This window comes from Gordonia sp. DT101 (assembly GCF_049844895.1).
Classification (GTDB): domain Bacteria; phylum Actinomycetota; class Actinomycetes; order Mycobacteriales; family Mycobacteriaceae; genus Gordonia.
Map to the genome: position 1 here is coordinate 76,348 of NZ_JBNCLX010000002.1, position 12,962 is coordinate 89,309.

The following is a 12,962-nucleotide window of genomic DNA, read 5'->3' on the forward strand; positions in this document are numbered from 1 at the left end:
GTATGCAATCGGCCTGGGCGTTCGCTCCGGGGATGCTGTGTTGTCGCCCTCATCGTCTCGGGATACCGTCGGCGTGTGTCGCGGCAAGACGTGGAATTCAGGTCGGGCGGCGCGGGGGATCTCTGCCGGGGATGGTTGTACCTGCCCGACGCGGCGTCGCCTGCACCGATCATCGTGATGGCGCACGGACTCGGCGCGGTCAAGGAGATGCGACTCGATGCCTTCGCCGAACGGTTCACCGACGCCGGCTACGCCTGCCTGGTGTTCGACTACCGGCATTTCGGCGACAGCGACGGTGAGCCCCGACAGTTGCTCTCGATCCGCCGGCAGCTGGCCGACTGGGCGGCGGCGATCGCCCATGCGCGGTCGATCCCCGATGTCGACGGCCGGCGCGTGGTTCTGTGGGGCACGTCGTTCGGCGGTGGCCATGCGATGGCGGCCGGCGCCCGGGACGGCGACGTGGCCGCGGTCATCGCGCAATGCCCGTTCACCAGCGGTATCGCGTCGACGCTGGCTCTCGATCCGGTCTCGGCGTTGAAGGTGACCGCCCGCGGCATCGCGGATCTGGCGGGCTCGGTGCTCCGTCGCGCGCCCGTGACGGTCGGGCTGGCCGGGCAGGCCGGGCAGGCGGCATTGATGACGGCGCCGGATGTGATCCCCGGGTACCTTTCGCTGGTCCCGGACGGCCATCCGTTCCGCAACGAGGTCGCGGCCCGCGTGGGTCTTGCCATCCCGCTGCACAATCCAGGTCGTGCGCTGGAGAAGATCACCTGCCCGGTCCTGGTCTGCGTGTGCGACGACGACACCGTCGCGCCGGCCCGGCCGACGGTGCGTTTCGCCCATCGCGGTCCGACCACGCGGTTGATCCGTTACCCGGAAGGGCATTTCGACATCTACGTCGGGGACGCTTTCGAGGAGGTCGTCGCCGATCAGGTCGACTTCCTCGACCGGGTGGTGCCGCTGGACGCCTAGGACGTGTCTAGCCGATGACCTTCTCGGTCGCGGCGTAAACCTGTTCGACGGCTTGCTTGTCCGGTTGCCACCAGTCGGCGTGTTCGCGATACCAGGCGACGGTTGCGGCGAGTCCGGATCGGAAGTCCACATACTGTGGGCGCCAGCCGAGTTCGGTGCGTAGGCGGGTGGAGTCGATGGCGTAGCGGCGGTCGTGGCCGGGTCGGTCGGTGACGAAGTCGAACGCGTCGGTGGGTTGTCCGAGCAATTCCAGGACGGTCTCCACCACGGTGCGGTTGTTCACCTCGCCGTCGGCGCCGATCAGGTAGGTCTCACCGATCTCGCCTTTGTCGATGATGGTCCAGACGGCGTCGTTGTGGTCGTCGACGTGAATCCAGTCGCGCACGTTGAGGCCGTCGCCGTAGAGCTTGGGCCGCACGCCCGAGAGCACGTTGGTGATCTGGCGGGGGATGAACTTCTCGATGTGCTGATACGGGCCGTAGTTGTTCGAGCAGTTGGAGATCGTCGCGGCCAGCCCGAACGACCGGACCCACGCCCGCACCAGCAGATCGCTGCCGGCCTTGGTGGAGCTGTAGGGACTCGACGGGTTGTAGGCGGTGGCCTCCGTGAAACGGGCCGGATCGTCGAGGTCGAGATCGCCGTAGACCTCGTCGGTGCTGATGTGGTGGTATCGCACGCCGTGGCGGCGGACCGCCTCGAGCAGGCTGTAGGTGCCGACGAGGTTGGTCTGCACGAACGCCGACGGATCGGCGAGTGAGTTGTCGTTGTGGGATTCGGCGGCGAAATGCACCACCAGATCGGTGGCCGCCACCAGGCCGTCGACGAGGTCGGCGTCGGCGATGTCACCTTGGACGAGGTCGATGCGGTCGGTGACCGACGCCAGGGTGGCCGGGTTGGCGGCGTAGGTCAGTTTGTCGAGCACCGTGATCTCGACGTCGGGGCGCTGCTCGAGGGTCCGCAGCACGAAATTGGCGCCGATGAAACCGGCACCCCCGGTGACCAGAACCCGCATGGACTACCCCTTTCGCTGACGCCGATCAGCCTACCGTCGCCTAGTCTGAGGGGCATGCGCGGAATCATTCTCGCCGGGGGTACCGGGACCCGTCTGCACCCGATCACGCAGGGCGTCAGCAAGCAGCTCGTGCCCGTCTACGACAAGCCGATGATCTACTACCCGCTCTCGACGCTCATGCTGGCCGGTATCCGCGACATCCTCATCATCACCACCCCGCAGGACAGCGACGCGTTCCACGGGTTGCTCGGCAATGGTGAGCAGTTCGGCATCTCCATCAGTTACGTCACCCAGCCGTCGCCCGACGGACTCGCTCAGGCCTTCATCCTCGGCGCCGATCACATCGGCGACGACTCGGTGGCACTCGTGCTGGGCGACAACATCTTTTACGGACCAGGTCTCGGCAGTCAGCTGCAGGGGTTCGAGAACGTCGACGGTGGAGCGATTTTCGCCTATTGGGTGGCCGACCCGAGCGCATACGGCGTCGTCGACTTCGACGACGGCGGTCGAGCCGTCGCCCTGCAGGAGAAACCCGACCATCCCCGCTCCAACTATGCGGTGCCCGGACTGTACTTCTACGACAACGACGTCGTCGAGATCGCGCGCAACCTGAAACCCAGTGCCCGTGGTGAATACGAGATCACCGACATCAATGCGCACTACCTCGACCGCGGCAAGCTCGCGGTGAAGGTGCTGCCACGCGGGACCGCATGGCTGGACACCGGCACGTTCGACTCGCTCTTGGACGCGGGCAACTTCGTCCGCACCGTCGAGCAGCGGCAGGGCCTCAAGATCGCCGTGCCCGAGGAGATCGCCTGGCGCCGGGGATTCATCGACGACGAGGATCTGCGTGCGCGTGCGGAGAAGCTCCGCAAGTCGGGTTACGGCAATTACCTGCTCGAACTGCTGGACCGTGGAAAGGGATTCTGAATGAAGGTGCGGCCACTGTCCATCGACGGTGCATGGGAACTCACGCCTGTCCAGCACGGCGACGCTCGGGGGCTGTTCGCGGAGGTGTTCAAGGGCGATCTGCTCGAGGAGGTCATCGGCCACCGGCTCGACCTCGCACAGGTGAACCTCTCGGTGTCGGCGGCGGGTGTGCTGCGTGGCGTCCACTTCGCCGACGTCCCACCGGGCCAGGCGAAATACGTCACCTGCGCGTCCGGGGCCATCCTCGACGTCATCGTCGACATCCGGGTCGGGTCACCGACCTTCGGCACCTACGACACCGTGCTGCTCGACGACGTGGACCGTCGCGCGGTGTACCTGTCCGAGGGGCTGGGCCACGCTTTCTGTTCCCTCGCCGACGGTTCCACCGTCACCTACCTCTGCTCGACCGGATACAACCCGGGCGCTGAGCACGGCATCCACCCACTCGATCCGGCGCTCGGCATCGAGTGGCCGATCGTCGCCCGCGACGGGTCGCCCCTGCATTACGAACTCTCCGAGAAGGACACGGCAGCACCCGGACTCGAGGCCGCTCGCGACAATGGACTGCTACCGGAGTACGCCGACGTCACGGCGTACCTGCGGTCGTTGGCGACCGATCCGCCGACCGGCTAGTCGCGTCAGCCGTTCTTCTGGTTCTCCGCGTTCTGCAACGCGATCGCCCGGGCGAGCCGTGCATAGCGGATCTCCAACTCGCGGAATCGGAGATAGGTTGCCACCGTCGTGAAGGCGAAGGCGATCACCAGGCAGTACAACACCAGGTCGGTGCCACGGCCGACGCCGACCCATTCGGCCACGGCGGTGATGTCGTTGGGGCGCAGCATCGCATAGATCCCGAACACCACGAACGCCACGAAGAGCAGTTTCACGCCCGCCGAGGCGCGGGCGTTGCCGCGGTTGGTGATGAAGTACCACACCAGCCCGAGGGCGGCGGCCACCAAGAGTATCTGGATGATGATCATCGGTTGTCTCCCAACGTTCTCAGCGCCGCATGCGGCCGTGCAGCAGGCCGTCGGCCACGATGTTCACGCCGTTGATCAGGGACTGCCCCTTCGCGCGCGAGTACTCGGTGTAGAGGATGGTGACCGGCTGTTCGGTCACCCGCCACTTGTAGTGATCGATGAGGGCGACGAACTCGGATGCGTGACTCATCCCGCCCATCATCAGGTCGAGCTGGTCGGCGACGGTCTTGTTGAACGCGCGTAATCCGTTGTGGGCGTCGGTGAGTCCGAGTCGGCGGGTGCGCGGGCTGAGGAACACGATGGTGCGCAGTGCCATTCGGCGCAGCGGCGGTACCGATTCGCTGCGCCCCTCGGCGAACCGGGTACCCACCACGATGTCCACCGGTTCGGTGCGGAGCCGCTCGATCATCGCGACCACGTCGTCGACCCGGTGCTGCCCGTCGGCGTCGAAGGTGACGAAGAAGCGCGCACCCGGCTGTACCCGCGCGTACTCGACGCCCGTCTGGATCGCCGCGCCCTGGCCGAGGTTGACCGGATGCTGCACCAGGCGCGCGCCGGCCGCGGTGATCTCGGCGGCGGAGTCGTCTGTGCTCCCGTCGTCGACGCAGACGATGTTGGGGAAGACCTGCGCGGCGTCCGATACGACCTTCCGGATCACCTCGGCCTCGTTGTAGACGGGTATCACCAGCCACACGTCATCGTTGCTGGTGGAACCCGAGGCCATGCCGGTAACCCTAGCCGAGGTGCGGCCATATCCCGGCACTAGTCTGGTCGCGTGCCGATCGACGTGATGATGCCCTTCTACGGCGACGTCGGGCAGTTCCGGCAGGCCGTCACCAGCGTCCTCGACCAGCGCGACGGCGACCTCCGTCTGGTGGTGATCGACGACTGTTACCCAGATCCCGAACCGCGTGAATGGCTGACGTCACTGGCGGATGCACGGGTCCACTACCTGCGCAACGAGACCAATCTCGGGGTGAACGGCAACTTTCGTCGTTGCGTGGAACTGGTCGATGCCGACCACTTCGTGGTGATGGGGTGCGACGACGTGATGCTGCCCGACTACCTCGGCACCGTTCGCGCACTCGCCCGCGACCATCCCGATGCCGCGGTGGTGGCCCCCGGGGTCGAGGTCATCGACGACCGCGGCGACGTGGTGCGCCCGCTGGGCGACCGGATCAAGGGGTTCCTCACGCCCAAGGCCGCGGCGGGCGGGGCGGCGACGGTCCGCAGCGGCGAGGCCATGGCCACCAGCCTTTATCACGGCAACTGGACCTATTTCCCTTCTTTGCTGTGGCGCACCGCGCCGGTGCGCGACGTCGGGTTCCGTCCCGGTCTGGAGGTCGTCCTCGACCTCGCGCTGCTGGTCGATCTGGCCGCGACCGGTGGCTCGCTGGTCCACGACTCGACGGTGGTGTTCCGCTACCGGCGCCACGACGCGTCGGTCAGTTCCTTACAGGCGGTCGACGGGCGTCGGTTCGCCGAGGAGAACGCCTTCTTCGCCGCCGAGGCGCGACGCTGCGCCGAGCTCGGATGGCATCGCGCCGCACGCGCCGCACGTCTTCATGCGACGTCGCGGCTGAACCACTTTCAGTCTCGCGTGCTCGCGGCCGCGGGCACGCGGCGCCGGGCGAACGCGACACCGTGAACCAGCATCCCGATCACCGGTCCGCCGATCAGGGCGATGGCGACCCGGCCCTCGACGCCGAGCGGTAGTAGCAGCAGTCCGATCGACGCCAGCGTGGCGACCCACCACCCGGCCGCGTACCAGCGGTGGGAGCCGACCGCGATGGCCGCCGCGCCGCTCACCGTCAGGAGAGCGAGCGCGGTCGCACCGAGTGTGAACGCGGCCAGCGTGGCGCCCGACAGCTGGAAATCCGCACCGAACACGCTGGTCAGCAACCACGGACCGAGTAGCCACGCGGCCGCCGCGCCCACCAGGCCGATCGCCGCGACCACCGCGGCAGGCGCACGCAGTGCGGCCATCAGGTGTCGTCGGCCGTCGACGAACCGGGTGATGAGCACGCCCTGAAAGCTGTTCAGCGGCACCAGGAGCGGCGCCCTGGTGAGCGTCACGGCCAGGACCACCGCACCCACGGTCGCGGTGTCCGCATCGTCGCGGGCGGTGGCGTTGATCAGTACCGGGAAACCCATCACCAGCACGGCGCTCGCGGCGGCGGCGGCCATCGCGGTGAGCGTGTTGGTGGTGAAACGCGCGGGCGCGACGTCGCTGCGCAGACCGAGCGCACTCCGGGCCGCCGTCGAGGTGAGCAGCACGGCCATCCACGACACCGATCCGATCACCGTGATCACCAGAAACGCCGTCACGTCGCCGTCGAGGGCCACCGCGACGACCGCGCCGACCAGTCGGATGAGCGCATCGACGGAGAGCAGGACGGCGAACGGCCCCCAGGCGAGTGCCCCCGAAAGTGCACCCGCGAGATGTGCATAGACCGCGAACGATGCGACCCCGACGGACAGCAGCAGCACCGACAGCCACCGCTCCTCGGTGAAGACGTGGCCGCTCCACAGCGGTGACGTCGCGGCGACGGCGGCCGCCAGGACGAGCCCGATCGCCGCGTTGATCAGCCCGGGGCGGGCGCGGGGCGAGTTGTCGTCGGCCGTGTGGTCGTGGCGGGAATCGAGGGCGGCCCGCACGGTACGGGTCGTCTCCTGCAGCTGGCCGTTCTGCGTGCCGGTGACCATGCCGTAGGCCGCCCAGAACACCGCGAAGACGGCGTAGCCCGCGGCGCCGAGGTCACGTGCGGCGAGCAGCAGCACCAGATAGCCGGAGGCCGCGGCGATGAGCGTGGCGACGGTGACACGGCCGATGGTGCCGCGCACCGCCTGCTGTTCTACGTCGTCGGGCATGGGTGATCCACCGAGGTGACCCGTTTCAGGACGGCCCGGGGAAGGCCGGCAGCGTGGCGGTGAACAGCCACTCGTCCCAGAGCGGTCCGAGCGACATCGTCGAGTAGTTGGCGGCCAGCGCGATGAAGTCCTCGGTGGTCGCCGACCCGTACCGGTACTTGTCGGTCCAGCGGCGCAGGAGCGCGAAGAAATTGCCGTCGCCGATGCTCAGGCGCAGTGCGTGCAGGGTCAATGCGCCGCGTTTGTAGACCCAGTCGTCGAACATGTGGCGCGGGCCGGGGTCGGTGAGCGTTGCCCGGACCGGGTGCGCGGCGAGCTTGTCGTAGTAGATCCGCGCCCACTCGGCGGCACTCCGGCCGCCGGACCGTTGACTCCAGAGCCACTCGGCGTAACAGGCGAATCCCTCGTGCAGCCAGATGTCGCGCCACCGCGACAGCGTCACCGAATTCCCGAACCACTGATGGGCCAGCTCGTGCGCGACCAGCCGCTCGGCGTGGCGGCTGCCGTCGCAGTGGTTGGCGCCGAAGATCGAGAAGCTCTGGGCCTCGATGGGGATGTCGAGCTCGTCGTCGGTGATCACGACGGTGTAGACGGGAAACGGGTAGGGCCCGAACATCTCGACGAACGCCTCGACCATCTCGGTCTGACGGCCGAAGTCGATGTCGAGATTTCGCATCAGCCGATGCGGCAGAACCGCCTCGACCGGAACGGGCTTGGTGGCCAGTGTCTTCTTCTTGTACATCCCGATCTGGACGGATGCCAGATACGTCGCCATCGGTTCCACCTGCTGATAGACCCAGGTGGTCTGTGCTGCGCGGGTCCGCTTGGACTCGAGGACGCCGTTGGCGAGCGCGTAGTAGGGGCTGTCGGTGGTGATCGAGAATCGGTAGGGGGCCTTGGCGTTGGGATGGTCGTCGCAGGGAAACCACGACCCCGCCCCGTTGGGCTGGTTGGCGCACAGCGCGCCGTCGGTGAGCTCCTCCCAGCCCACCTCGCCCCACGGTCCGCGGATGGGTCGCGGTGATCCGGAATAGCGGATCACGATGGTCAATGCCCCGCCCGGTGGGATCGGGGTATCGGGAGTGATCGTCAGCTTCCGGTTCCGGTGGCTGTGGCGGGCGCGCTTGCCGTCGATCGTCACGCGTGCCACCGACATCGCCGACGCGAGGTCGAGGGTGAACCTGCGCAGGTGGATGAATGACGTCGCGGTGAGTGTCGCCGTGCCGGCCAGGCGGTTCGGCGACACCTTGTACTCGAGTTCGAGGTCGTACCGCGAGATCCGATAACCGAGGTTGCCGTTGTCGGGCAGGTATGGGTCGAGTGCATCGAGTGGAGCGCCGAGGAGGGGTTGTCGCGGACCCTTGCTCGACTTACCCGGCACTGACGCTCCTGCCTGATCGATACGCACCCCGGGCACACGTTCACCTGAGATGATCCGGTGGACGGATGCGCCGCACGATGTGCGAGTTGCGGCGCGTATGTCCCACGGCGGCGGTGAGCCGTCGCGGACACTTAGGTTACCTGCCGCACCCGAGGTGCACGCGGCGGTGGCGATCGTGAGACGGTGGGGATCCACAACCGGACTGAAGTCCGGTTACCTGGGTCGGGACGAAAGGGAGATCATGTTCGGCGTACGCAGTGTGACGTTCTTCTTGGCACGGCTGATTCTCGGCTACATCTTCATCATGCACGGCTGGCAGAAGCTCCACACCAACGGAATCAGCAATGTGGAGAAGGGTTTCGACGGGATGGGCGTCCCGGCTCCCAACCTCGCAGCGCAGTACGCGACCTGGGTCGAATTCGTCGGCGGCATCCTGCTCATCCTGGGTCTGTTGCTGCCGTTGGTGTCGATCCTGCTGATCGCGGACATGATCGGCGCGATCGCGTACGCGCACTGGGACCATGGCTTCTGGAGCACCGACGGTGGTTACGAGTTGCCGCTCGCGCTGATCGCCGGCCTCCTCGCGGTCGGGTTCGCCCAATCGGGTAGCGCGGCGGCCGATCACTATGTGTTCCGGCGTCGTCGCCGGGCCGCGGTGGTCGACTGATCTTTTCCGTAGCTCGATACGGCTGGCCCGTTGATCGAGTAGGCATCGAGCGCAGCGAGGCGCCGTATCGAGATCCCTAGCCGCTCCACGGCGCGATCGGATTACCCTGCCAGCGGGTGTGTGCCGGGACCACATCGCCGCGCATCACCAGCGAGGCGGGGCCGACGGTCGCGCTCTCGCCGAGCCCGGCCGCAGGCAACGCCACGCAGTGCGGGCCGAGCGTCGAGCCCGCGTCGAGCGTGACCCGGTCGATGGCCATCACCCGATCGTGGAAGAGATGCGTCTGCACCACGCAGCCGCGTTGCACGGTCGCGCCGTCGCCGAGCGTCACGAGGTCGGCCTCGGGCAGCCAGTACGTCTCACACCAGACGCCCTTGCCGATCCGCGCGCCCAGCATGCGGAGCCACAGGTTGAGGATCGGGGTTCCGGTGGCGGCGTTGGCGAACCAGGGTGCCGCGACCGTCTCGACGAAGGCGTCGGAGAGTTCGTTGCGCCAGACGAAGGAGCTCCAGAGTGGGTGCTCGGACACCCGGATACGGCCGACGACCAGCCATTTCGCCGCTGCCGCGATGCAGCATGCGGCCGCGCCGGCCACCAGCAGCAGCAACCCGCTCACGAGGGCGGCCACCCAGTAGTGGGTGTGCTGGGCGATGTATTGCAGGCCGAGCAGCATGAACAGGCCGAGGCCGAACGACACCATCACCGGGATGATCCGCAACGTCTCGACCACGGCACGCGCGCCCTTGAGTCGAGTCGACGGATCGAACGTGCGCGACGTGTCGCTGGCGGCCGCCGTGCGCCGCAGGCGGACCGGCGGACTGCCCAGCCAACTCGACCCCGACTTCGCGCGGTCCGGGGTGGCCGAGAGCACCGCGACGAGACTGTTCTTCGGTACCTTGCGGCCGGGACCGGTCATCCCCGAGTTGCCCAGGAACGACCTCTTCCCGATCTTCGCCTCGTCGATGTGCATCCAGCCGCCGCCGAGTTCATAGGACGCCACCATGGTGTCGTCGGCGAGGAACGCGCCGTCGCCGATGGTGGTGAACTTCGGCAGGACCAGTGCAGTGGAGATCTCGGTGCCCACACCGACCTTGACGCCGAGGAGCCGGAACCACCACGGCGTCAACAAGCTCGCGTAGAGCGGGAACAGATAGGTGCGTGCGGCATCGAGGAGGCGCTCGGTCATCCACACCTGCCAGCCGACGCGCGAGCGGACCGGGTGATAGCCCTTCGTCAGGCCGATCGACAGCAGCCGGACGAGCACGGCGGTGACCACCGCGAACACCAGCAGGCTGGTCACGGTCGCGGCCGGCAGCAGGATCAGGCAGCGCAGTCCGACGCCGCGCAGCCGGTCGGCGTGGATGGCCCACGAACCCATCACCGCGAGTCCGGCCGCCAGCGCGATCAGCGGGATCGCGGCCAGCAGCAACGACGACACCCCGTAGATCGAGACCCACGCGCTCCCGCGCGGCGGCCGGTGATCCGGCCATGGGTGTTCGGCCTTGCGGACCTTCGCCGCGGGCGAGCCCGCCCAGTGCTGACCCGCCTTCACCCGGCCGCGGACCGCCGACCCGGGCGCGACCTCGGCGTCGCGGCCGACCACCGCGCCGGGTAACAGCGTCGATCGTGCGCCGACCGATGCGCCACGCTTGATCACGATCTCCCCGATGTGCACGACGTCACCGTCGATCCACCACCCGGTGAGGTCGACCTCCGGTTCCACCGACGCGCCCTCACCGATGGTGAGGAAACCGGTCACCGGCGGGATGGTGTGCATGTCGACGCCGCGTCCGATCTTCGCCCCGAGCGCCCGGGCCAGATAGATCATCCAGGGCGCCCCCGACAGATTCGATGCGCCACTCGCCTCCAGCAGCCGTTCGGCGACCCACAGCCGGAGATGGGTGCCGCCACCGCGCGGGTAGCTACCCGGGGTGACCCCGGCGAGGAGTAGCCGAGCGCCCGTCGCGGCGATCACCATGCGTCCGGGAGGGGTGATGAACAGCAGGAATGCGACCAGCAGCGCCCACCAGTTCACGTGCACCAGCCACGGGACGTAGCGGTCGGTGCGGTCGACCACCTCGACGGCGATGTTGTTCACCACGCCGAGCCAGGTCGCCCACTGCAGGCCGGTCAGGGTGGTCAGCGGCACCGACAGTGCGATCTGCGCGAGGCCGGTCCGCGGCGGGGTCGGCGTGACCTCACGGGGCGTGACGACGGTCGACGGTTTGCGCCCGTCGAGCATCTCGGCGAGCGACCCGAGGCGGGGATGGTCGTAGAGGTCGGCGACGGTGATGTCGGGGTAGCGGGTCCGCAGCGCGGTGACCAGCTGCGCGGCCGCGAGCGATCCGCCGCCCTCGGTGAAGAAGTCGGCCTGCGGGTTGTTCACCACCACGCCGAGAACGTCGGTCCAGCATCTCGCGACCCACTCCTCGGTCTCGCTGAGTTCCTCCGCGTCGTCGGTCGACTCGGTGCCGGGCAGCGGCCACGGGAGTGCGTTTCGGTCGACCTTGCCCGACGTGCGGGTCGGCAGCTCGGCGACCAGCGCGAGCCGCGGGACCATCGGAGCGGGCAGTTGTCCGGCCAGCGCGGCATGTGCCGCGGCGACGTCGAAGTCCGGATGCGTGGATACCAGGTAGCCGACCAGGAGGCTGTTGCCCGCCGCCGACTTCCGGACCGCCGCGGCGGCACCGCTGACCCCCGGGAGTTGTTGCAGCGCATTGTCGATCTCGCCCAGCTCGATTCGACGGCCACCGACCTTGACCTGATCGTCGGCGCGTCCCATGAACAGGAGGCCGGCCGGATCGAGACGGACGAGGTCGCCGCTGCGGTAGGCACGGTCCCAGCCCAGAGACGGCATGGGAGCGTACTTCTCGGCGTCCTTGGCGGGGTCGAGGTAGCGCGCGAGGCCCACCCCACCGATGACGAGTTCGCCGACCGCGCCCTCGGTGACCGGTTGGCCGTCGGTGTCGACCACTGCGAGATCCCAGCCGGGGAGCGGTAACCCGATGCGCACCGGACCGACACCGTCGAGGGGGGCGGCACATGCGACGACGGTCGCCTCGGTGGGCCCGTAGGTGTTCCACACCTCGCGGCCCTCGACGGCGAGCCGTTCGGCCAGTTCGGGTGGGCATGCCTCACCGCCGAAGATCAACAACCGCACCGCTTCCAGCGCCACCGGAGGCCACAGCGACGCGAGCGTCGGAACCGTCGATACCACGTTGATGTCGCGCTGTACGAGCCACGGCCCGAGGTCCATGCCGCTGCGCACCAGTGACCGGGGCGCCGGGACGAGGCATGCACCGTTGCGCCACGCCAGCCACATCTCCTCGCACGACGCGTCGAATGCGACGGACAGGCCGGCCAGCACGCGGTCACCGGGACCCAATGGCTCGTCGACCAGGAACATGCGCGCCTCGGCATCCACGAACGCCGCGGCATTGCGATGGCTCACTGCGACACCCTTGGGTGTTCCGGTGGAGCCCGAGGTGAAGATGACCCACGCATCGTCGTCCACCGTGGGTCGCGACTCGTGTGACGACGGCTCGATTCGGGCGTCCGCCGCCGCCTCGAGGGCCTGGATTCCCGACGCGCCGAGGATCGCGTCGACGCGGGCCTCGCCGAACACCAGGTCCGCACGTTCGTCCGGATCGTCGGCATCGACGGGCACGTAGGCCGCACCCGCGTAGAGGGTGGACAGGATTGAGATGTAGAGATCCCGGGTACCCGAAGGCATGCGGATTCCGACACGCCCGCCCCGTCGGACACCTGATGCGGTGAGGCGCTCGGCGCCGCGCCGGACGAGGGCGAGGAGCTGCGAGTACGTGAGGGACAGCTCGCCGTCGTCGATGGCGGGTGCCTCCGGATACGTCTGGGCAGTCCGATCCAGTACGTCACAAAGCGTGCGCGGTGCGCTGGCCTGCGAAGACAGAAGGAACTGGGGGGGTATGACCACTGTTAGCACCATTGTTTCGACACGAAGCGGAAAATTTACTCGACCAAGACGACCATTGGCTGAGATCTGAGTGAACAGTCAGTGGTTTGCATCCCGGTGTCTCCGCACGGTGAGGTTGCACGCGAAACCCGACGGATTGCAGGCGACACCGGAGTTTACCGGTGTAACTTTCGGACTGATGTATCTCAGCACGTCCC

11 protein-coding genes are annotated in these 12,962 nt (G+C 67.9%); 5 read left to right on the top strand and 6 right to left on the bottom strand.

Features of this window, described 5'->3' with window-relative positions:
* The first annotated feature begins 75 nt into the window (after positions 1-75).
* Positions 76-972 (top strand): alpha/beta hydrolase, encoded by an 897-nt coding sequence (locus tag ACLQ3I_RS06880; protein WP_425800835.1) that lies wholly within the window; start codon positions 76-78, stop codon positions 970-972.
* Between the two features lie 7 nt (positions 973-979).
* Here the strand turns inward: ACLQ3I_RS06880 and rfbB are convergent, their stop codons facing one another.
* Positions 980-1,984 carry a dTDP-glucose 4,6-dehydratase gene (rfbB, locus tag ACLQ3I_RS06885; RefSeq protein WP_425800837.1) on the bottom strand — a complete coding sequence of 335 codons (1,005 nt, stop codon included), beginning with the start codon at positions 1,982-1,984 and terminating at the stop codon, positions 980-982.
* Between the two features lie 54 nt (positions 1,985-2,038).
* Between rfbB and rfbA the strand changes: the two genes are divergently transcribed.
* A complete protein-coding gene (rfbA, locus tag ACLQ3I_RS06890; RefSeq protein ID WP_425800839.1) occupies positions 2,039-2,914 on the top strand; it encodes a glucose-1-phosphate thymidylyltransferase RfbA in 876 nt (291 codons plus the stop codon).
* Positions 2,915-3,547 (top strand): dTDP-4-dehydrorhamnose 3,5-epimerase family protein, encoded by a 633-nt coding sequence (locus ACLQ3I_RS06895; RefSeq protein WP_425800841.1) that lies wholly within the window; start codon positions 2,915-2,917, stop codon positions 3,545-3,547.
* 5 nt (positions 3,548-3,552) lie between these two features.
* Here the strand turns inward: ACLQ3I_RS06895 and ACLQ3I_RS06900 are convergent, their stop codons facing one another.
* Both ACLQ3I_RS06900 and ACLQ3I_RS06905 read right to left on the bottom strand, forming a co-directional pair.
* Entirely contained in the window at positions 3,553-3,894 is a 342-nt protein-coding gene (locus tag ACLQ3I_RS06900) for a DUF2304 domain-containing protein (protein ID WP_425800843.1), read from the bottom strand.
* A gap of 19 nt (positions 3,895-3,913) precedes the next feature.
* Positions 3,914-4,618 carry a glycosyltransferase family 2 protein gene (locus ACLQ3I_RS06905; protein ID WP_425792178.1) on the bottom strand — a complete coding sequence of 235 codons (705 nt, stop codon included), beginning with the start codon at positions 4,616-4,618 and terminating at the stop codon, positions 3,914-3,916.
* 51 nt (positions 4,619-4,669) lie between these two features.
* Here ACLQ3I_RS06905 and ACLQ3I_RS06910 point away from each other — a divergent pair, with 51 nt between their 5' ends.
* A complete protein-coding gene (locus ACLQ3I_RS06910) occupies positions 4,670-5,542 on the top strand; it encodes a glycosyltransferase family 2 protein (RefSeq protein ID WP_425792179.1) in 873 nt (290 codons plus the stop codon).
* Here ACLQ3I_RS06910 and ACLQ3I_RS06915 read toward each other — a convergent pair.
* Both ACLQ3I_RS06915 and ACLQ3I_RS06920 read right to left on the bottom strand, forming a co-directional pair.
* Positions 5,485-6,765 (bottom strand): lipopolysaccharide biosynthesis protein, encoded by a 1,281-nt coding sequence (locus ACLQ3I_RS06915; protein WP_425792180.1) that lies wholly within the window; start codon positions 6,763-6,765, stop codon positions 5,485-5,487. The genes ACLQ3I_RS06910 and ACLQ3I_RS06915 overlap by 58 nt on opposite strands.
* 25 nt (positions 6,766-6,790) lie before the next feature.
* Complete coding sequence (locus tag ACLQ3I_RS06920; RefSeq protein WP_425801870.1) at positions 6,791-8,146, bottom strand: M1 family metallopeptidase; 1,356 nt, start codon at positions 8,144-8,146, stop codon at positions 6,791-6,793.
* Positions 8,147-8,387: 241 nt separating this feature from the next.
* Here ACLQ3I_RS06920 and ACLQ3I_RS06925 point away from each other — a divergent pair, with 241 nt between their 5' ends.
* Positions 8,388-8,813 (top strand): DoxX family protein, encoded by a 426-nt coding sequence (locus ACLQ3I_RS06925; protein ID WP_425792804.1) that lies wholly within the window; start codon positions 8,388-8,390, stop codon positions 8,811-8,813.
* Between the two features lie 76 nt (positions 8,814-8,889).
* On the opposite strand, the gene ACLQ3I_RS06930 is transcribed toward ACLQ3I_RS06925, so the two are convergent.
* Positions 8,890-12,777, bottom strand: a complete 3,888-nt coding sequence (locus tag ACLQ3I_RS06930; RefSeq protein WP_425800845.1) for a Pls/PosA family non-ribosomal peptide synthetase — start codon at positions 12,775-12,777, stop codon at positions 8,890-8,892.
* Positions 12,778-12,962: the final 185 nt, after the last annotated feature.